General features: G+C 59.6%; 23 protein-coding genes. 7 read left to right on the top strand and 16 right to left on the bottom strand.

The features are described from left to right. Positions 1-663 precede the first annotated feature (663 nt). Complete coding sequence (locus HW932_RS18555; RefSeq protein WP_176977953.1) at positions 664-1,056, top strand: hypothetical protein; 393 nt, start codon at positions 664-666, stop codon at positions 1,054-1,056. Between the two features lie 253 nt (positions 1,057-1,309). Here HW932_RS18555 and HW932_RS18550 read toward each other — a convergent pair whose 3' ends face one another. From HW932_RS18550 to HW932_RS18530, 5 genes are all read right to left on the bottom strand, one after another. Then, positions 1,310-2,146 (bottom strand): transposase, encoded by an 837-nt coding sequence (locus tag HW932_RS18550; RefSeq protein WP_176977952.1) that lies wholly within the window; start codon positions 2,144-2,146, stop codon positions 1,310-1,312. Next, positions 2,143-2,586 carry a hypothetical protein gene (locus HW932_RS18545; RefSeq protein ID WP_176977951.1) on the bottom strand — a complete coding sequence of 148 codons (444 nt, stop codon included), beginning with the start codon at positions 2,584-2,586 and terminating at the stop codon, positions 2,143-2,145. Before HW932_RS18545 ends, HW932_RS18550 begins: the two co-directional genes overlap by 4 nt. Positions 2,587-2,882: 296 nt before the next feature. Continuing rightward, entirely contained in the window at positions 2,883-3,470 is a 588-nt protein-coding gene (locus tag HW932_RS18540; protein WP_246296927.1) for a DUF2269 family protein, read from the bottom strand. Beyond that, on the bottom strand, positions 3,467-3,913 hold the full coding sequence (locus tag HW932_RS18535) for a hypothetical protein (protein ID WP_176977950.1): 447 nt from the start codon (positions 3,911-3,913) through the stop codon (positions 3,467-3,469). Before HW932_RS18535 ends, HW932_RS18540 begins: the two co-directional genes overlap by 4 nt. Beyond that, the gene (locus HW932_RS18530) at positions 3,903-4,370 is read right to left on the bottom strand and encodes a MarR family transcriptional regulator (RefSeq protein ID WP_176977949.1); all 468 of its coding nucleotides are present in this window, start codon (positions 4,368-4,370) and stop codon (positions 3,903-3,905) included. Before HW932_RS18530 ends, HW932_RS18535 begins: the two co-directional genes overlap by 11 nt. A gap of 403 nt (positions 4,371-4,773) precedes the next feature. Between HW932_RS18530 and HW932_RS18525 the strand changes: the two genes are divergently transcribed. The 4 genes from HW932_RS18525 to HW932_RS18510 are packed head-to-tail and all read left to right on the top strand — an operon-like array spanning position 4,774 to position 9,256. Then, positions 4,774-6,456 carry a Mu transposase C-terminal domain-containing protein gene (locus tag HW932_RS18525; protein ID WP_010791757.1) on the top strand — a complete coding sequence of 561 codons (1,683 nt, stop codon included), beginning with the start codon at positions 4,774-4,776 and terminating at the stop codon, positions 6,454-6,456. 2 nt (positions 6,457-6,458) lie between these two features. Continuing rightward, the gene (locus HW932_RS18520) at positions 6,459-7,367 is read left to right on the top strand and encodes a TniB family NTP-binding protein (protein ID WP_000393453.1); all 909 of its coding nucleotides are present in this window, start codon (positions 6,459-6,461) and stop codon (positions 7,365-7,367) included. Then, the gene (locus HW932_RS18515; RefSeq protein WP_000801210.1) at positions 7,364-8,581 is read left to right on the top strand and encodes a TniQ family protein; all 1,218 of its coding nucleotides are present in this window, start codon (positions 7,364-7,366) and stop codon (positions 8,579-8,581) included. Before HW932_RS18520 ends, HW932_RS18515 begins: the two co-directional genes overlap by 4 nt. A 60-nt stretch (positions 8,582-8,641) precedes the next feature. Then, positions 8,642-9,256 carry a recombinase family protein gene (locus HW932_RS18510; RefSeq protein WP_000904941.1) on the top strand — a complete coding sequence of 205 codons (615 nt, stop codon included), beginning with the start codon at positions 8,642-8,644 and terminating at the stop codon, positions 9,254-9,256. Positions 9,257-9,308: 52 nt separating this feature from the next. Here HW932_RS18510 and merE read toward each other — a convergent pair whose 3' ends face one another. The 6 genes from merE to merT are packed head-to-tail and all read right to left on the bottom strand — an operon-like array spanning position 9,309 to position 12,456. Further along, positions 9,309-9,545, bottom strand: a complete 237-nt coding sequence (gene merE / locus HW932_RS18505; RefSeq protein ID WP_001087809.1) for a broad-spectrum mercury transporter MerE — start codon at positions 9,543-9,545, stop codon at positions 9,309-9,311. Then, a complete protein-coding gene (gene merD, locus HW932_RS18500; RefSeq protein ID WP_003465059.1) occupies positions 9,542-9,907 on the bottom strand; it encodes a mercury resistance co-regulator MerD in 366 nt (121 codons plus the stop codon). The genes merE and merD overlap by 4 nt, the downstream gene beginning before the upstream one ends. 16 nt (positions 9,908-9,923) lie before the next feature. Then, entirely contained in the window at positions 9,924-11,570 is a 1,647-nt protein-coding gene (merA, locus tag HW932_RS18495) for a mercury(II) reductase (RefSeq protein ID WP_000136268.1), read from the bottom strand. Beyond that, entirely contained in the window at positions 11,567-11,812 is a 246-nt protein-coding gene (merF, locus tag HW932_RS18490; protein ID WP_000654684.1) for a mercury resistance system transport protein MerF, read from the bottom strand. Before merF ends, merA begins: the two co-directional genes overlap by 4 nt. A gap of 2 nt (positions 11,813-11,814) precedes the next feature. Beyond that, positions 11,815-12,090 carry a mercury resistance system periplasmic binding protein MerP gene (merP, locus tag HW932_RS18485; protein WP_000735441.1) on the bottom strand — a complete coding sequence of 92 codons (276 nt, stop codon included), beginning with the start codon at positions 12,088-12,090 and terminating at the stop codon, positions 11,815-11,817. A 15-nt stretch (positions 12,091-12,105) separates the two neighbouring features. Beyond that, positions 12,106-12,456 (bottom strand): mercuric ion transporter MerT, encoded by a 351-nt coding sequence (gene merT, locus HW932_RS18480; protein WP_032454987.1) that lies wholly within the window; start codon positions 12,454-12,456, stop codon positions 12,106-12,108. Positions 12,457-12,527: 71 nt separating this feature from the next. On the opposite strand from merT, the gene merR reads away from it, so the two are divergent. Then, the gene (gene merR, locus HW932_RS18475; protein ID WP_000429838.1) at positions 12,528-12,962 is read left to right on the top strand and encodes a mercury resistance transcriptional regulator MerR; all 435 of its coding nucleotides are present in this window, start codon (positions 12,528-12,530) and stop codon (positions 12,960-12,962) included. 27 nt (positions 12,963-12,989) lie between these two features. Here merR and HW932_RS18470 read toward each other — a convergent pair whose 3' ends face one another. From HW932_RS18470 to aadA1, 5 genes are all read right to left on the bottom strand, one after another. Further along, positions 12,990-13,316 (bottom strand): hypothetical protein, encoded by a 327-nt coding sequence (locus HW932_RS18470; protein WP_077253980.1) that lies wholly within the window; start codon positions 13,314-13,316, stop codon positions 12,990-12,992. 127 nt (positions 13,317-13,443) lie between these two features. Continuing rightward, complete coding sequence (gene sul1 / locus HW932_RS18465; RefSeq protein ID WP_000259031.1) at positions 13,444-14,283, bottom strand: sulfonamide-resistant dihydropteroate synthase Sul1; 840 nt, start codon at positions 14,281-14,283, stop codon at positions 13,444-13,446. Next, entirely contained in the window at positions 14,277-14,624 is a 348-nt protein-coding gene (locus HW932_RS18460) for a quaternary ammonium compound efflux SMR transporter QacE delta 1 (protein ID WP_000679427.1), read from the bottom strand. The genes sul1 and HW932_RS18460 overlap by 7 nt, the downstream gene beginning before the upstream one ends. A gap of 135 nt (positions 14,625-14,759) precedes the next feature. Continuing rightward, complete coding sequence (locus tag HW932_RS18455) at positions 14,760-15,587, bottom strand: oxacillin-hydrolyzing class D beta-lactamase OXA-2 (RefSeq protein WP_001007673.1); 828 nt, start codon at positions 15,585-15,587, stop codon at positions 14,760-14,762. Between the two features lie 76 nt (positions 15,588-15,663). Then, complete coding sequence (gene aadA1, locus HW932_RS18450; protein ID WP_001206317.1) at positions 15,664-16,455, bottom strand: ANT(3'')-Ia family aminoglycoside nucleotidyltransferase AadA1; 792 nt, start codon at positions 16,453-16,455, stop codon at positions 15,664-15,666. A 145-nt stretch (positions 16,456-16,600) separates the two neighbouring features. Between aadA1 and intI1 the strand changes: the two genes are divergently transcribed. Continuing rightward, on the top strand, positions 16,601-17,614 hold the full coding sequence (gene intI1, locus HW932_RS18445; RefSeq protein WP_000845048.1) for a class 1 integron integrase IntI1: 1,014 nt from the start codon (positions 16,601-16,603) through the stop codon (positions 17,612-17,614). Positions 17,615-17,854: the final 240 nt, after the last annotated feature.

Here is a 17,854-nt window from a genome sequence, read left to right as displayed (position 1 = left end):
ACAACGGACTGTCCGAGTACAGCTACAAGCCCCCGGCTTTAGCCGTGGGGTACATGACACAAATCTAGTAGCCCAAAAAATGACGCTCATCAAAAAAACGCAAGCTAATAACTAAATTAGCGGTTTTCATAGAACCAGACGAGACGCCCCTGACCGGCAGCCGGTTTTACCCGATGTTCTACGGAGGTGCCTATATATTAAGGAATGATCCTGGTCCACACGACTCTCCCATCAGGAGCAGGCTCATCGTAGAGCCGAGACAACGTACATGGATCTGCCAACCCGGCTTGCAAACAAGCGCCCTCCCCGGCAAGATAGACCAATCTAATTCAGCTGCTTGCGAGGCCCGTCAGCTAATGGAACCACAGACGTTTAATTTGCGGGAAAACGGTTTTTTTCTTGGCACAATCACCGTCATGTCCCGAACTGACTCCCGAAAAACCGCCACCCGGCTTGGTCGGTATATCGAAAAACGCCTGAAGCGCTCGGTAACGGTGCATCCGGTATTAAACGCTTAACCGCCTCTCCACAGGATGCGCTGCTCGACATCCACACGTTTTTTTGTGTCCTCCAATACCTTTTGAAGATCGAAAAACGATCATCGAAGAAGCGCTAGGATTTGTGCGCGACGCTTAAACAGCAAACCATTATTGGAGACGTCAGATGTCTGAAAAAATTTCCGATATCGTCGCTGAACGTGATCGGCTACGAGAAAGAGAGAGAAGATGCCCAACCATGGCTGAAGCAGAAGCTCGGTCAATGCTGCGCGCACTGCAAGAAATCGCGGCGGTAATCGGGCTTGGCGAAGATGCCTCGCCAGCGATGATCCTCGCGGCTGTGCGAGACATGGCCGCGCTAAACGGCGACCGCAAAAAACAGCCGGCGGTGTCAACGAAACCGATTCTTGGGCAAGAGGCGATTTGCCGAGACGGCTTAGGTCGCGTCATCGCTTTCTGCGATGAGTTTCCCCATCAGTGGATACAGGTGTCGACCTATGTTAATGATCGGCAATGCAAGTGGGATCCAGGAAATGTCACCCTGATCCCCTCTGCATAACGACGAGCCACCCGGCTTCGGTGGGCATCTCTAGAGAGTCCGCCGACCCCAAACCCCAACGGCCATGCTGTTGGGGTTTTTTTGTGCGCGCTTAAAAGAGGGCCGATGGGCGCGCTGGTCGCGTGGTTCCCACAACCCTGGAGCCGGCACGCTCGACTCCTCGTCTGTAGACCTGGAGCATTTCACTGGGCGCTGAAGAAGGTCGCAACCATCAGGCGTCCATAGTTTCGGCCGGGCCGGAACCAGAAACATTTCACTGGGCGCTGAAGGTGGTTGCAAACCCATCAACCTTCATAGGAACGCCCTCATGATTGCTGCGCTTCCAAGCGACGCGGGTACGGGCATCCTTCTCCTTCTGGACGCGGATGCGCACCTTGTCCACGGCTTGGTTGGCCATTCTGACGACGTGGAACTTGTCGATAACCACCGGGACATCATTGCCTATCACAGCTTTGACCGTATCCCTGTAGGGGCGCCACATGTCCATGGCGACGCCCTTCACAACGGAGCGGTCCTTGAACTGATGCAGCCACCTGGCAAGGGTGGGCTTCTCACGGTCGGCCAGGATGTCGATGGGCTGGTTCCGGCCAACGTCGGTGAGGATGCAGCGCATCTGACGGTCCAACTTCGTTTCGTCGATGCCGAGCCACTCTGGCAGGTAGGGCTGAAACTCGCTGTTCAGAGCCTGGATGCGCTCGCCAGCAAGGTTGCGCACGGTGCCCTCTACGCAGCCGACGTGCTCGGCGATGCGCGTGAAAGTGTCGCGGGTGCATTGTTCCTGGATGTAATGCACGCACCGCTCAGTCATTCGGCGTGCCGCCTCGATGCCTTGCATGGCCGGAAGGAACGTCTCGCCGCAGTCACGGCACTTGTAGCGCTGCACGGTGCCGTCCAGGACGGCTGGCAAGCCACGAACAGGGCTGTCACGCAATCGCACCTTCTTGGTGCCGTGGCGGTATAGAGCACCCACCACACCGCACTTGATGCAGGCGGTGGCAGGTACAGTGTACTTGGCTTCGATGATGAACTCGCCCTGTTCGGTACGAGTTCCGGTGGCTTCCCAGCCTGGCAACTGAAGGATGTCGGTCACGCTACAGCATCCCTCTCAAGGATTATCAGGCCGCGCTTCTTGGTACGGTCAGGGAGTCGTCTCCATCCAGCGGAGATAAAGCAAAATCCAGGGTTGCTTGAGGCGACCGCTTGCGCGTCGACGTAGGTGTAATGCCGGCAACCAGGCCAGAGGCAATCAGCAATCGCATCCGCCTGGCGTATGAGTTCGCTGCTGAGGTGTCGGCTTTCATTGCGGAACACCGCACAGTTGATGCCCTGTTGGCCACTGTCGTCTTTGAATCTTCGCCACACGAACATGGCGTCTCCTTCGGCGGTACGGAGGACGACCTTCTCCCCCGGCCCGGTGAACAGGACCCTGCGTCTTCCGTCTTTGTATTGATAAGCCGAGTAGTGTCGTTCATAGAGTTCAAGGCAATCAAGGTCACCATCCTTCGTAAGCCACCAGATAGGAGACGACATACATAATTCCACACGAAATTACGAATTTAAATTCTATCACAAACTATGTAATTCCACACGGTTTTACGAATAGCCGGTAGAAGAATGACCCCTGTGAATCGAAATACCCGTCGACCTCCCACCCATCGGGGCACAACTCCTTGGGGTAGAACAAGCAGTCGTGTCACCAGCCGCCATTTCCAGGGAGATCATCGACGCTCGACGCGCGCTTTTCTGCATGAGCGGCGGAATATCCCGATCGGCGCCGCCAGAGCGGCTCGCGGCTGGTTCATTCGTCGCGCGGACGAGCGGACGCTTTAGCCATGATGTGTCTTCCAGGAATACAGCCTGGGAATAAACAAAGCGAGTATTGCTGCGATCACGATGGCCGCTGCCGTGCCCGACAACATCATCTCCCAGGTGTATGGTCTGATCACACCCAGGGCGATGATGACCGTGATGATGGGCAGATCCAGGAAATGCGCGAATGTTGGGGTGAAGCGGTCTCGCGTATCGCATAACACGCGCCTCGCCCAACCTGAGACCACCGCCTCCTGAGACAGGCGCCGCAAGCGGGTGAAGTAGCGCCTGGTCAGGGTGTTGCCCTCGATGAACTCGAAGAGGAAGAGTCCGACCATACCTATCAGCCAGGGATGATCGAGAAAGCCAAGCCCACCGTAGTAAAGCGCGATCAGGCTGACTCCTGAGAGGAGGGCGAGGAGTGCGCCCGGCAGCACGAGTCCGTCGTAGAAGACGGCGATCCAGCGGACCGATTCTGTATAGAGCTCCAGCGCTTCGACCTGGCGCGAGCGCACTTCGGCCAGCCAGACGCCAATCAGACCGGCAGACATCAGAGCCGCACCCAAAAGGTGGATGTACTTCAATAGCGGATAAACCATGTTCATCCCTCGCAACGACTCAGGCGACCGGTCAGCCGCATCCCGTCGCGGATATTCAGCCCCATCAGGAACAGATTGAGCGCACCGGCGAGCAGTTCCAGAACCTGTACCCCGTAGAACCCGCTGTCGAACGCACCAGCACCGGCCTTGGCGTTCAGGAACAGTGCTGACGGGATGAGAATCAGGAGTCCGTTCAGCGCGACGAATGGCATGCGCTGCCGCTTGGCGACGAGCTGGGGATGCTGACCCTGACCGCCCATCGCAAACCCCGTCCCACCTGTGGCGATCATGCAGGGGATGAACAGCACGAAGGCATAGACGATGCCGGCCTTCACCGCCGCCACGGCTTCATACGACAGGAACAGCTCGGAAACCAGGGTTGCGCTCCAGAAACTGGCGATGCAGAGAAATGACAGGAGACCGGCGAGCGCGTGGACCTTAGTTTTCATGCTGCTCTCCTTCAGAAGACAGGGAATGCAGTTGGCAGATTGTGTCGAGAACCCAGCGGGCCGTTGCGAGTTGCTCATCGGAAAACTGAGCGGAGAGTGCATCCGCGTGCGCACGCCAGCGCTTGTCTACTTGCTGGTAGAGCGCGTGACCAGTGTCCGTTAGCTGGTAGAGGGGGGAACGCAGATGGGCCGGGTTGGGCCGTTTCTCGATCAGCCCAGCCTCAACCAGCAGGTTGAGCTGTTTCTGTGCCCCTTGGCGTGAGACGCCCATGCTAGCCGCGATCTGGGGTGTCGTCTGAGGTTGAGCGGCGATCTTCAATGCTCCCAGCATCTGCCAGCGAGCGCTGGTCAAATCGTAGGGCGCGACGAATCGATCACCCCAATCAAGCAGTTGGCCGTTCGCTCGGAAGACCGAGAGGATGGTGGCGGTTAGGTTCTGTGGTTGTGCAGCAGACACGCAGGAGCTCCTATGGAACAATATTGACAACCAGTTTCCGTTATGGGAAACCAGTTGTCAATATATTCGCTGGCTAAGAAACTCCCTTCACCGGCTATTAGGAGAGTTAACGGTCAGTGGCTTCCTTGGGGTAGGAATTGCGGCGCGTGATCCCAAAGGCGCGGAAACGCGACAGGCAGAGCTGTGCTCGGTCTGTGAGACCGCTCGCCTAGACCTGTCGGAAAACAGATGATTTCCGACAGCGCACTTGTCGGCCTGGATGTCATTTTCAGAAGACGACTGCACCAATTGACGGGGCGTAACGCCAGATGTGCAGGCGACTCCTGACAACGCAATATCAGAAGTCATCTGCACCAATCTCGACTATGCTCAATACTCGTGTGCACCAAAGCGAGGTGTGAGCATGGCGTCAGACACATCATTGATTGCCGAGCAAGGCGTGGCCACCCTGCCCGATGCGGCTTGGGCGCAGGCCCGGCAACGGGCGGAAATCATCGGGCCGCTGGCAGCGCTTGATGTGGTCGGGCATGAAGCCGCCGATGCCGCTGCTCACGCGCTTGGCCTGTCCAGGCGGCAGGTGTATGTCCTAATCCGCCGTGCCCGGCAAGGTGCTGGGCTTGTGACGGACCTGGCTCGCAGCCGATCCGGCGGCGGAAAAGGCAAGGGACGCTTGCCGGAATCAGTTGAGCGCATCATCCGCGAGTTGCTGCAAAAGCGCTTCCTGACCAAGCAGAAGCGTAGCCTGGCAGCGTTCCACCGCGAGGTCGCGCAGGCTTGCAAAGCGCAAAAGCTGCGGGCGCCGGCGCGCAACACCGTGGCTCTGCGGATCGCCGGCCTCGATCCGCTCAAGGCCACTCGCCGCCGGGAAGGTCAGGATGCGTCCCGCAGCCTGCAAGGTGTCGGTGGTGAGCCTCCCGCCGTGACCGCGCCACTGGAACAAGTGCAGATTGATCACACGGTCATCGACCTGATCGTGGTGGACGAGCGCGACCGGCAACCGATTGGCCGTCCGTATCTGACCATCGCCATCGACGTGTTTACCCGCTGCGTGCTCGGCATGGTCGTCACGCTGGAAGCGCCGTCATCTGTTTCGGTCGGCCTGTGCCTTGTGCATGTCGCCTGCGACAAGCGTCCCTGGCTGGAGGGTCTGAACATAGAAATGGAGTGGCCGATGAGCGGCAAGCCCAGGCTGCTCTACCTGGACAACGCGGCCGAGTTCAAGAGCGAAGCGCTACGCCGAGGCTGCGAGCAGCATGGCATCCGGCTTGACTATCGCCCGCTCGGGCAGCCGCACTACGGCGGCATCGTGGAACGGATCATCGGCACGGCGATGCAGATGATCCACGACGAATTGCCAGGGACGACCTTCTCCAACCCTGACCAGCGCGGCGACTACGATTCCGAAAACAAGGCCGCCCTGACGCTGCGTGAGCTGGAGCGCTGGCTCACATTGGCGGTCGGCACCTACCACGGCTCCGTGCACAACGGCCTGCTCCAGCCGCCGGCAGCGCGCTGGGCCGAAGCTATCGCGCGGACCGGCGTGCCAACCGTCATCACTCGCACCACGGCTTTTCTGGTCGATTTTCTGCCCATCATCCGCCGCACGCTGACCCGCACCGGCTTCGTCATCGACCACATCCATTACTACGCCGATGCGCTCAAGCCGTGGATAGCTCGGCGCGACCGCTTGCCTGCGTTCCTGATCCGGCGCGACCCGCGCGACATCAGCCGCATTTGGGTGCTGGAGCCGGAGGGGCAGCACTATCTGGAAATTCCATACCGCACCTTGTCGCACCCGGCTGTCACCCTCTGGGAACAACGACAGGCGCTGGCGAAATTGCGGCAGCAAGGGCGCGAACAGGTGGATGAGTCGGCGCTGTTTCGCATGATCGGCCAGATGCGCGAAATCGTGTCCACCGCGCAGAAAGCTACGCGCAAGGCGCGGCGCGACGCGGATCGACGCCAGCATCTCAAGGCAACGGCAGTTCTTTTCAAAACCACGCCACCACCGGACGCGGACATGGCTGACCCGCAGGCAGACAACCAGCCACCTGCCAAACCGTTCGACCAGATTGAGGAGTGGTAGCCGTGGAAGAATATCCCATCATCGACTTGTCCCACCTGATGCCGGTGGCCCAGGGCTTGGCCCGTCTTCCGGCGGACGAACGCATCCATCGCCTTCGCGCTGACCGCTGGATCGGCTATCCGCGAGCAGTCGAGGCGCTGAATCGGCTGGAAGCCCTGTATGCGTGGCCGAACAAACAACGCATGCCCAACCTGCTGTTGGTCGGTCCAACCAACAACGGCAAGTCGATGATCGTCGAGAAATTCCGCCGCACCCACCCGGCCAGCTCCGACGCCGACCAGGAGCACATTCCGGTACTGGTCGTGCAGATGCCATCCGAACCGTCGGTAATCCGCTTCTACGTCGCGCTACTTGCCGCGATGGGCGCGCCATTGCGCCCGCGCCCACGGCTGCCGGAAATGGAGCAATTGGCGCTGGCACTGCTACGCAAGGTCGGCGTGCGCATGCTGGTGATCGACGAATTGCACAACGTCCTGGCCGGCAACAGCGTCAACCGCCGGGAATTCCTCAACCTGCTGCGTTTCCTCGGCAACGAGCTGCGCATCCCGCTGGTCGGGGTCGGCACACGCGATGCCTACTTGGCGATCCGCTCGGACGACCAGTTGGAAAACCGCTTCGAGCCGATGATGCTGCCGGTGTGGGAGGCCAACGACGATTGCTGCTCACTGCTGGCCAGCTTCGCGGCTTCGCTCCCGCTGCGGCGACCCTCGTCGATTGCCACGCTGGATATGGCCCGCTACCTGCTCACGCGCAGCGAGGGCACCATCGGCGAGCTGGCGCACCTGTTGATGGCGGCGGCCGTCGCTGCCGTGGAGAGCGGTGAGGAAGCGATCAACCATCGCACGCTCAGCATGGCCGATTACACCGGTCCCAGCGAGCGGCGGCGGCAATTCGAGCGGGAACTGATGTGAAGCCAGCGCCACACTGGCCACTGCATCCGGCTCCCAGGGAAGGCGAAGCCTTGTCTTCGTGGCTCAACCGCGTGGCCCTTTGCTATCACATGGAGGTGTCCGAGCTGCTGGAGCACGATCTTGGTCACGGCCAGGTTGATGACCTGGACACCGCGCCACCACTGGCGCTGCTGGCGATGCTCTCCCAGCGGAGCGGCATCGAGCCGGACCGGCTGCGTTGCATGAGTTTCGCCGGCTGGGTGCCTTGGCTACTGGACAGCCTTGATGATCAGATTCCAGACGCATTGGAAACCTATGCGTTCCAGCTCTCGGTGCTGCTGCCGAAACTCCGCCGTAGGACGCGATCCATCACGAGCTGGCGTGCCTGGCTGCCCAGCCAGCCGATACATCGCGCCTGCCCGCTCTGTCTGAACGACCCGGCAAACCAAGCCGTACTGCTTGCATGGAAGCTGCCCCTGATGCTGAGCTGCCCGCTGCATGGCTGCTGGCTGGAATCCTATTGGGGCGTGCCTGGGCGGTTTCTCGGCTGGGAGAACGCCGACACTGCGCCGCGCACCGCCAGCGACGCGATTGCGGTGATGGACCGGCGCACCTGGCAGGCACTGACGACCGGCCATGTGGAGCTGCCGCGCCGACGCATCCACGCTGGATTGTGGTTTCGGCTACTACGCACGCTGCTCGATGAGCTGAACACCCCGCTTTCGACGTGCGGAACCTGCGCGGGGTATCTCCGCCAAGTCTGGGAAGGCTGCGGGCATCCGCTGCGTGCTGGGCAAAGTCTGTGGCGACCGTATGAAACCCTGAACCCGGCAGTACGGTTGCAGATGCTGGAGGCGGCGGCAACGGCAATCAGCTTGATTGAGATGAGGGATATAAGCCCGCCGGGCGAGCATGCAAAGCTGTTCTGGTCCGAACCCCAAACCGGTTTCACCAGTGGCCTGTCGGCGAAAACGCCGAAGCCCGAACCCGTCGATCACTGGCAACGGGCAGTCCAGGCCATCGATGAGGCCATCATTGAAGCGCGGCACGACCCCGAGACGGCACGCTCGCTGTTCGCGTTGGCTTCCTATGGTCGGCGCGACCCCGCTTCCCTGGAACAGTTGCGCGCCACCTTCGCAAAGGAAGGCATCCCCCCGGAATTCCTGTCACATTACGTGCCTGATGGACCCTTTGCATGTCTTAGACAGAATGACGGGTTAAGTGACAAATTTTGACGACCAGAACTTTCCGGTGCACACTGTCACATAATCGAACGTATATGTGACAGGTACGACATGCTGATAGGCTACATGCGGGTATCGAAGGCGGACGGCTCCCAGGCTACCGATTTGCAGCGCGACGCGCTGATTGCCGCCGGGGTCGATCCAGTACATCTTTACGAGGACCAGGCATCCGGCATGCGCGAGGATCGGCCCGGCTTGACGAGCTGCCTGAAGGCGTTGCGAACTGGCGACACACTGGTCGTGTGGAAACTGGATCGGCTCGGACGCGACCTGCGACATCTCATCAACACCGTGCACGACCTGACTGGGCGCGGCATCGGCTTGAAGGTATTAACCGGGCACGGCGCGGCCATCGACACCACGACCGCCGCCGGCAAGCTGGTCTTTGGCATCTTCGCCGCCCTGGCCGAGTTCGAGCGCGAGTTGATCGCGGAGCGCACGATTGCCGGCCTAGCCTCGGCCCGCGCGCGCGGGCGGAAAGGCGGCCGGCCGTTCAAGATGACCGCCGCCAAGCTGCGGCTGGCGATGGCGGCAATGGGTCAGCCAGAGACCAAGGTCGGCGACCTGTGCCAGGAACTTGGCGTCACGCGGCAGACCCTGTATCGGCATGTTTCACCCAAGGGTGAGCTACGTCCAGATGGCGAGAAGCTACTCAGCCGAATTTGATGCCGGCATGAGGCAACGTAGCGACAGCGTGGTTTGTCTCAATGGGAAGCGCTCATGATCGATCTTTGAAGGCCCGCAGCAGTCGTGTCACAGACAGGACGAACAAACCGGTCAGCGTGAGGGCTGCGATACCCCAGTACTCTCCGATGAACGCGCCGGCCGTCGTGCCGGCCAGCACAATGGCGAGAATCGGCAAATGGCAGGGACAGGTGAGCACGGCCAGCGCGCCCCACAGGTAGCCGGTGATCGGTTTGTGCGTCTCGGACGGCAAGCGCTCGGGGCTGTTCATGGCAGACTCTCCGCGTGCTGTGCCGGCTCGGTCGGCATGGTGGCCAACTGCACCTCCAGATCGGCCAACGCTTCGCGCCGACGCTCGACGAACTGGCGCAGAACGGCAAGCTGCGCGGCCGCTTCATCGCCGTCCGCAGCATCCAGCGCCCGGCACAGCCGCGCCAGCGCGTCCAGGCCGATGCCCGCCTCGAAGGCCGCCCGCACGAAGCACAGCCGTTGCAAGGCGGCATCATCGAACAGGCCATAGCCGCCCGGGGTGCACGCCACCGGACGCAGCAATCCGCGCAGCAGGTAGTCGCGCACGATATGCACGCTCACCCCGGCATCAAGGGCCAGCCGGGACACGGTGTAGGCGCTCATTGAAAACCTCCTTTTTTTATCCAGCGCAGCAGGAAAGCTGCTTCACGTCCTTGTTGAAGGTCTGCGCCGCAAGCTTCAACCCCTCGACCATTGTCAGGTAGGGGAACAACTGGTCGGCCAGTTCCTGCACCGTCATGCGGTTGCGGATGGCGAGCACCGCCGTCTGGATCAGTTCGCCCGCTTCCGGGGCCACCGCCTGCACGCCGATGAGCCGTCCGCTACCTTCCTCGATGACCAGCTTGATGAAGCCGCGTGTGTCGAAGTTGGCAAGCGCTCGCGGAACGTTGTCGAGTGTCAGCGTGCGACTGTCGGTCTCGATGCCATCGTGGTGCGCTTCCGCCTCGCTGTAGCCCACGGTGGCGACTTGCGGGTCGGTGAACACCACTGCCGGCATCGCGGTCAGATTGAGGGCTGCGTCGCCGCCGGTCATGTTGATCGCGGCACGGGTGCCGGCGGCCGCTGCCACGTAGACGAACTGCGGCTGGTCGGTGCAGTCGCCGGCCGCGTAGATGTTCGGGTTGCTCGTGCGCATGCCTTGGTCGATAACGATGGCCCCTTGCGCATTGACAGTGACCCCCGCCGCGTCCAGCGCGAGGCTGCGCGTATTCGGTGCCCGACCGGTGGCAACCAGCAACTTGTCAGCGCGCAATTCACCGTGTCCGGTGGTCAGCACGAATTCGCCGTTCACATGGGCGACCTGGCTGGCTTGCGTGTGCTCCAGCACCTCGATGCCCTCGGCGCGGAAAGCGGCTGTCACGGCCTCGCCGATGGCCGGGTCTTCCCGGAAGAACAAGGTGCTGCGTGCCAGGATCGTGACCTGGCTGCCGAGCCGGGCAAAGGCTTGCGCCAGTTCCAACGCCACCACCGACGAACCGATCACGGCCAGGCGTGCGGGAATGGTGTCGCTGACAAGCGCTTCGGTGGAAGTCCAGTAGGGTGACTCTTTCAGGCCCGGAATCGGCGGCACGGCCGGACTGGCACCGGTGGCGACCAGGCAGCGGTCGAACGTTACCTCGCGCTCGCCACCCTCGTTCAAACGGACGACCAGGCTCTGGTCGTCCTTGAAACGCGCTTCACCGTGCAAAACGGTGATGGCTGGATTGCCGTCCAGGATGCCTTCGTATTTGGCGTGCCGCAGTTCATCGACACGGGCCTGCTGCTGGGCCAGCAGTTTGCTGCGGTCAATCGCAGGCACAGTTGCCGCAATACCGCCGTCGAACGGACTTTCCCGGCGCAGATGGGCAATATGGGCAGCGCGGATCATGATCTTGGACGGCACACAGCCGATATTGACGCAGGTGCCGCCGATGGTGCCGCGTTCGATCAGCGTGACCGTCGCGCCTTGCTCGACGGCCTTCAGCGCCGCCGCCATCGCGGCCCCGCCGCTGCCAATGATGGCGATATGCAAACCGGCGCCCTCAAGTGCATCACGGATTTTTGGTTCATCTTTGAAATCACCAACCCGGATCGAGCCTTGATAACCCAATGCGGCGATGGCGGCCAGCAGTTGGTTGTGGCTCACGGCGGTGTCTGCCATGACTTGCGCGCGGCTTTCTGGATAGGACACCACAGCGGCATTCACGCCGGGAATCTTTTCCAAAGCATCTTTGACATGGGTGGCGCAGGATGTGCAGGTCATGCCATTCACGGTGATTTCGGTCATTTTTTTACTCCATTGAATTTCGGGGTGCAGCAGGCATCGGCTTGGCGTTTTCGTTGGATGGCGTAGATGGTCAAGCCGATGAAAATCGCCAGCGCAGGCAGCAGCACATAGTCCAGATAGCCGGTCAGCGCGGACAAGCCGACCACACCGAGCAAAATGACCAGAACAGGGGTGAAGCAACACAGCGCCACGAGGGTTGTGCCAATGATGCTGACCCGCAGCAGTGTCTTCGGGTCTTTCATGATCAGTTCTTGACTGATGATGGGTAGCCCGCATCCTCGGTAGCCTTGGTCAGTTTCTGCACGCTGGTCTTGGCATCATCGAAGGTGACCACCGCTTCGCGCGTCTCGAAGGTCACGTCAACTTTACTGACGCCATCGACCTTGGAAATCGCCTTCTTGACAGTGATCGGACAGGCCGAGCAGGTCATGCCCGGTACGGACAGCGTAACGGTCTGGGTGGCGGCCCACACGGGGGCAACAACGGCAGCGAGGGCAAGGGCGGAAAGCAGCTTTTTCATGGTGAACTCCTGTGATCAATAGAAAAATGGCACGACGTAGGGAAATCCGAGCGCGACCAAAACCAGCACGGCCACGCCCCAGAAAATGAGCTTGTAAGTAGCTCGCACTTGGGGAATCGCGCAAACCTCACCCGGTTTGCAGGCGGCTGACGGCCGGTAGATGCGCCGCCAGGCGAAGAACAACGCCACCAGCGCCACGCCGATAAAGATGGGGCGATAGGGTTCCAACACCGTCAAGTTGCCGATCCAAGCGCCGCTGAACCCCAAGGCGATCAGAACCAGCGGCCCGAGGCAGCAAGCCGAGGCGAGGATGGCGGCCAGCCCGCCAGTGAAGAGCGCGCCGCACCCGTTTTGAGGTTCAGACATACGTTTGTCCTTTCGAATCTGAATTGGATAGCTTAAGCTTACTTCCGTAGTTATGTACGGAGTCAAGCGATATGGAAAACAATTTGGAGAACCTGACCATTGGCGTTTTCGCCAGGACGGCCGGGGTCAATGTGGAGACCATCCGGTTCTATCAGCGCAAGGGCTTGCTCCCGGAACCGGACAAGCCTTACGGCAGCATTCGCCGCTATGGCGAGACGGATGTAACGCGGGTGCGCTTCGTGAAATCAGCCCAGCGGTTGGGCTTCAGCCTGGATGAGATCGCCGAGCTGCTGCGGCTGGAGGATGGCACCCATTGCGAGGAAGCCAGCAGCCTGGCCGAGCACAAGCTCAAGGACGTGCGCGAGAGGATGGCTGACCTGGCGCGCATGGAGGCCGTGCTGTCTGATTTGGTGTGCGCCTGCCATGCGCGGAAGGGGAACGTTTCCTGCCCGCTGATTGCGTCACTGCAAGGGAAGAAAGAACCGCGCAGTGCGGACGCGGTGTAGCCCGAGGGAACTACGCCTTAGCGTGCTTTATTTTCCGTTTTCTGAGGCGACTCCAACGTCAGAAAAGACCGTGCGGTCGACTTTTGATATTTCGTGCTGTCGCCTTCTGAAAGTGACATCGGGATCCTCGGCCGACAAGGTGCAACAGCCGACGATGCCGTCGCTGCAACTCGCGACTAGGAGCTCGGATCTCAGGACGAAGGTCTCCGCGAATGTCCGGTCGATCCGCGCGACGTCCCAGGCGGGCGTTCCCTTGGCGGACATCCACGCCGCAGCGTCGTGCATCAGCCGCACAACCTCGTCGATATCACCCGAGCAGGCGACCCGAACGTTCGGAGGCTCCTCGCTGTCCATTCGCTCCCCTGGCGCGGTATGAACCGCCGCCTCATAGTGCAGTTTGATCCTGACGAGCCCAGCATGTCTGCGCCCACCTTCGCGGAACCTGACCAGGGTCCGCTAGCGGGCGGCCGGAAGGTGAATGCTAGGCATGATCTAACCCTCGGTCTCTGGCGTCGCGACTGCGAAATTTCGCGAGGGTTTCCGAGAAGGTGATTGCGCTTCGCAGATCTCCAGGCGCGTGGGTGCGGACGTAGTCAGCGCCATTGCCGATCGCGTGAAGTTCCGCCGCAAGGCTCGCTGGACCCAGATCCTTTACAGGAAGGCCAACGGTGGCGCCCAAGAAGGATTTCCGCGACACCGAGACCAATAGCGGAAGCCCCAACGCCGACTTCAGCTTTTGAAGGTTCGACAGCACGTGCAGCGATGTTTCCGGTGCGGGGCTCAAGAAAAATCCCATCCCCGGATCGAGGATGAGCCGGTCGGCAGCGACCCCGCTCCGTCGCAAGGCGGAAACCCGCGCCTCGAAGAACCGCACAATCTCGTCGAGCGCATCTTCGGGTCGAAGGTGACCGGTGCGGGTGGCGATGCCATCCCGCTGCGCTGAGTGCATAACCACCAGCCTGCAGTCCGCCTCAGCAATATCGGGATAGAGCGCAGGGTCAGGAAATCCTTGGATATCGTTCAGGTAGCCCACGCCGCGCTTGAGCGCATAGCGCTGGGTTTCCGGTTGGAAGCTGTCGATTGAAACACGGTGCATCTGATCGGACAGGGCGTCTAAGAGCGGCGCAATACGTCTGATCTCATCGGCCGGCGATACAGGCCTCGCGTCCGGATGGCTGGCGGCCGGTCCGACATCCACGACGTCTGATCCGACTCGCAGCATTTCGATCGCCGCGGTGACAGCGCCGGCGGGGTCTAGCCGCCGGCTCTCATCGAAGAAGGAGTCCTCGGTGAGATTCAGAATGCCGAACACCGTCACCATGGCGTCGGCCTCCGCAGCGACTTCCACGATGGGGATCGGGCGAGCAAAAAGGCAGCAATTATGAGCCCCATACCTACAAAGCCCCACGCATCAAGCTTTTGCCCATGAAGCAACCAGGCAATGGCTGTAATTATGACGACGCCGAGTCCCGACCAGACTGCATAAGCAACACCGACAGGGATGGATTTCAGAACCAGAGAAAGAAAATAAAATGCGATGCCATAACCGATTATGACAACGGCGGAAGGGGCAAGCTTAGTAAAGCCCTCGCTAGATTTTAATGCGGATGTTGCGATTACTTCGCCAACTATTGCGATAACAAGAAAAAGCCAGCCTTTCATGATATATCTCCCAATTTGTGTAGGGCTTATTATGCACGCTTAAAAATAATAAAAGCAGACTTGACCTGATAGTTTGGCTGTGAGCAATTATGTGCTTAGTGCATCTAACGTTGAAGTAACCGGCGCTGCGCGGTTTTATCGCGCAGCGTCCGAGTTGACTGCCGGGTTGGGCGGTAACGCTTCAATAGAGCGAAGGATTGCCCGCACGATTGCCTCCCTCTTGAAAAGATCATCCATTCTGTTTGGCGTATCAATATTCAGTGCGAAGAATACGGAGCCAGTCGGCCACTCAACCCATCCTACCCACCAACCCATACGGCCTTCCCAGCCCGTCTTTGCACGCAGTATCCAGTTGCGACCGGCTTCCACAATCATGAGATCCTTGACCAAGCGCTGATGTTCTACCCGAAAGGGCAGCTCGTTACGATAGAGCTTCCTGAGAAATGCAATTTGCTCCTGCGCCGAGATTGCAAGGCTGCCTTCTATCCAGTAATCGCCATTACTTGTCGAAGGATCGGCGTTGCCATAGTCGATTTTCTTCAAATAGCGCCGAGCTTTGTCATCACCAATTTCCTTTGCAAATAGCTCATACACCCAAACAGTAGAATTCCGCATTGCTGATCGCAAATCTTGGTCTTGATTGTGGCCTGCAAAGCCCCTGTTAACGCCGTCCCATCGAAAAATCTGGAACTCATCACGAACAGCGCCTGCATCAAGTGCAAAAAGTGTATGAGGTATCTTGAATGTCGATGCAGGCGAGTAGCGTTTCTTCGATCGCACAGGATCAAAAACCAACATGGCACGATCCGCTTGGCGTTCGTCTGCCACAACTATCGTGCCTTTGGCTTGAAATTCGCTGAAAAACTTCCTCCAGTCAGAACGTTCTAGCGTGCCTTCTTGCGCATGCGCGAAAGTGGCAAGAGAAAAAATGGAGAAAAGTATCGCGAAGATTCGGATTGCCATTAACTTTTCCTTAATGCCCAACGGCCAAGGTAAGCCGCGCCGCGAAGCGGCGTCGGCTTGAACGAATTGTTAGACATTATTTGCCGACTACCTTGGTGATCTCGCCTTTCACGTAGTGAACAAATTCTTCCAACTGATCTGCGCGCGAGGCCAAGCGATCTTCTTCTTGTCCAAGATAAGCCTGTCTAGCTTCAAGTATGACGGGCTGATACTGGGCCGGCAGGCGCTCCATTGCCCAGTCGGCAGCGACATCCTTCGGCGCGATTCTGCCGGTTACTGCGCTGTACCAAATGCGGGACAACGTAAGCACTACATTTCGCTCATCGCCAGCCCAGTCGGGCGGCGAGTTCCATAGCGTTAAGGTTTCATTTAGCGCCTCAAATAGATCCTGTTCAGGAACCGGATCAAAGAGTTCCTCCGCCGCTGGACCTACCAAGGCAACGCTATGTTCTCTTGCTTTTGTCAGCAAGATAGCCAGATCAATGTCAATCGTGGCTGGCTCGAAGATACCTGCAAGAATGTCATTGCGCTGCCATTCTCCAAACTGCAGTTCGCGCTTAGCTGGATAACGCCACGGAATGATGTCGTCGTGCACAACAATGGTGACTTCTACAGCGCGGAGAATCTCGCTCTCTCCAGGGGAAGCCGACGTTTCCAAAAGGTCGTTGATCAAAGCTCGCCGCGTTGTTTCATCAAGCCTTACGGTCACCGTAACCAGCAAATCAATATCACTGTGTGGCTTCAGGCCGCCATCCACTGCGGAGCCGTACAAATGTACGGCCAGCAACGTCGGTTCGAGATGGCGCTCGATGACGCCAACTACCTCTGATAGTTGAGTCGATACTTCGGCGATCACCGCTTCCCTCATGATGTTTAACTTTGTTTTAGGGCGACTGCCCTGCTGCGTAACATCGTTGCTGCTCCATAACATCAAACATCGACCCACGGCGTAACGCGCTTGCTGCTTGGATGCCCGAGGCATAGACTGTACAAAAAAACAGTCATAACAAGCCATGAAAACCGCCACTGCGCCGTTACCACCGCTGCGTTCGGTCAAGGTTCTGGACCAGTTGCGTGAGCGCATACGCTACTTGCATTACAGTTTACGAACCGAACAGGCTTATGTCCACTGGGTTCGTGCCTTCATCCGTTTCCACGGTGTGCGTCACCCGGCAACCTTGGGCAGCAGCGAAGTCGAGGCATTTCTGTCCTGGCTGGCGAACGAGCGCAAGGTTTCGGTCTCCACGCATCGTCAGGCATTGGCGGCCTTGCTGTTCTTCTACGGCAAGGTGCTGTGCACGGATCTGCCCTGGCTTCAGGAGATCGGAAGACCTCGGCCGTCGCGGCGCTTGCCGGTGGTGCTGACCCCGGATGAAGTGGTTCGCATCCTCGGTTTTCTGGAAGGCGAGCATCGTTTGTTCGCCCAGCTTCTGTATGGAACGGGCATGCGGATCAGTGAGGGTTTGCAACTGCGGGTCAAGGATCTGGATTTCGATCACGGCACGATCATCGTGCGGGAGGGCAAGGGCTCCAAGGATCGGGCCTTGATGTTACCCGAGAGCTTGGCACCCAGCCTGCGCGAGCAGCTGTCGCGTGCACGGGCATGGTGGCTGAAGGACCAGGCCGAGGGCCGCAGCGGCGTTGCGCTTCCCGACGCCCTTGAGCGGAAGTATCCGCGCGCCGGGCATTCCTGGCCGTGGTTCTGGGTTTTTGCGCAGCACACGCATTCGACCGATCCACGGAGCGGTGTCGTGCGTCGCCATCACATGTATGACCAGACCTTTCAGCGCGCCTTCAAACGTGCCGTAGAACAAGCAGGCATCACGAAGCCCGCCACACCGCACACCCTCCGCCACTCGTTCGCGACGGCCTTGCTCCGCAGCGGTTACGACATTCGAACCGTGCAGGATCTGCTCGGCCATTCCGACGTCTCTACGACGATGATTTACACGCATGTGCTGAAAGTTGGCGGTGCCGGAGTGCGCTCACCGCTTGATGCGCTGCCGCCCCTCACTAGTGAGAGGTAGGGCAGCGCAAGTCAATCCTGGCGGATTCACTACCCCTGCGCGAAGGCCATCGGTGCCGCATCGAACGGCCGGTTGCGGAAAGTCCTCCCTGCGTCCGCTGATGGCCGGCAGCAGCCCGTCGTTGCCTGATGGATCCAACCCCTCCGCTGCTATAGTGCAGTCGGCTTCTGACGTTCAGTGCAGCCGTCTTCTGAAAACGACACTGGAATCGCCTCGGCGATGCCTGCAAAAATGTGCGGA

Source organism: Allochromatium humboldtianum, assembly GCF_013385175.1.
GTDB classification, from domain to species: Bacteria; Pseudomonadota; Gammaproteobacteria; order Chromatiales; family Chromatiaceae; genus Thermochromatium; species Thermochromatium humboldtianum.
Note: the sequence above shows the minus strand (reverse complement) of the source record. Positions and strands in the feature narration are given on the sequence as shown.

Bases quoted from the DNA above. Each gene is read 5' to 3' on its own strand.
- HW932_RS18555 (WP_176977953.1), top strand. From the start codon at position 664: ATGTCTGAAAAAATTTCCGATATCGTCGCTGAACGTGATCGGCTACGA.
- HW932_RS18545 (WP_176977951.1), bottom strand. From the start codon at position 2,586: ATGTCGTCTCCTATCTGGTGGCTTACGAAGGATGGTGACCTTGATTGC.
- HW932_RS18540 (WP_246296927.1), bottom strand. From the start codon at position 3,470: ATGAACATGGTTTATCCGCTATTGAAGTACATCCACCTTTTGGGTGCG.
- HW932_RS18535 (WP_176977950.1), bottom strand. From the start codon at position 3,913: ATGAAAACTAAGGTCCACGCGCTCGCCGGTCTCCTGTCATTTCTCTGC.
- HW932_RS18525 (WP_010791757.1), top strand. From the start codon at position 4,774: ATGGCGTCAGACACATCATTGATTGCCGAGCAAGGCGTGGCCACCCTG.
- HW932_RS18510 (WP_000904941.1), top strand. From the start codon at position 8,642: ATGCTGATAGGCTACATGCGGGTATCGAAGGCGGACGGCTCCCAGGCT.
- merE (WP_001087809.1), bottom strand. From the start codon at position 9,545: ATGAACAGCCCCGAGCGCTTGCCGTCCGAGACGCACAAACCGATCACC.
- merD (WP_003465059.1), bottom strand. From the start codon at position 9,907: ATGAGCGCCTACACCGTGTCCCGGCTGGCCCTTGATGCCGGGGTGAGC.
- merA (WP_000136268.1), bottom strand. From the start codon at position 11,570: ATGACCGAAATCACCGTGAATGGCATGACCTGCACATCCTGCGCCACC.
- merF (WP_000654684.1), bottom strand. From the start codon at position 11,812: ATGAAAGACCCGAAGACACTGCTGCGGGTCAGCATCATTGGCACAACC.
- merP (WP_000735441.1), bottom strand. From the start codon at position 12,090: ATGAAAAAGCTGCTTTCCGCCCTTGCCCTCGCTGCCGTTGTTGCCCCC.
- merT (WP_032454987.1), bottom strand. From the start codon at position 12,456: ATGTCTGAACCTCAAAACGGGTGCGGCGCGCTCTTCACTGGCGGGCTG.
- merR (WP_000429838.1), top strand. From the start codon at position 12,528: ATGGAAAACAATTTGGAGAACCTGACCATTGGCGTTTTCGCCAGGACG.
- HW932_RS18470 (WP_077253980.1), bottom strand. From the start codon at position 13,316: ATGGACAGCGAGGAGCCTCCGAACGTTCGGGTCGCCTGCTCGGGTGAT.
- sul1 (WP_000259031.1), bottom strand. From the start codon at position 14,283: ATGGTGACGGTGTTCGGCATTCTGAATCTCACCGAGGACTCCTTCTTC.
- HW932_RS18460 (WP_000679427.1), bottom strand. From the start codon at position 14,624: ATGAAAGGCTGGCTTTTTCTTGTTATCGCAATAGTTGGCGAAGTAATC.
- HW932_RS18455 (WP_001007673.1), bottom strand. From the start codon at position 15,587: ATGGCAATCCGAATCTTCGCGATACTTTTCTCCATTTTTTCTCTTGCC.
- aadA1 (WP_001206317.1), bottom strand. From the start codon at position 16,455: ATGAGGGAAGCGGTGATCGCCGAAGTATCGACTCAACTATCAGAGGTA.
- intI1 (WP_000845048.1), top strand. From the start codon at position 16,601: ATGAAAACCGCCACTGCGCCGTTACCACCGCTGCGTTCGGTCAAGGTT.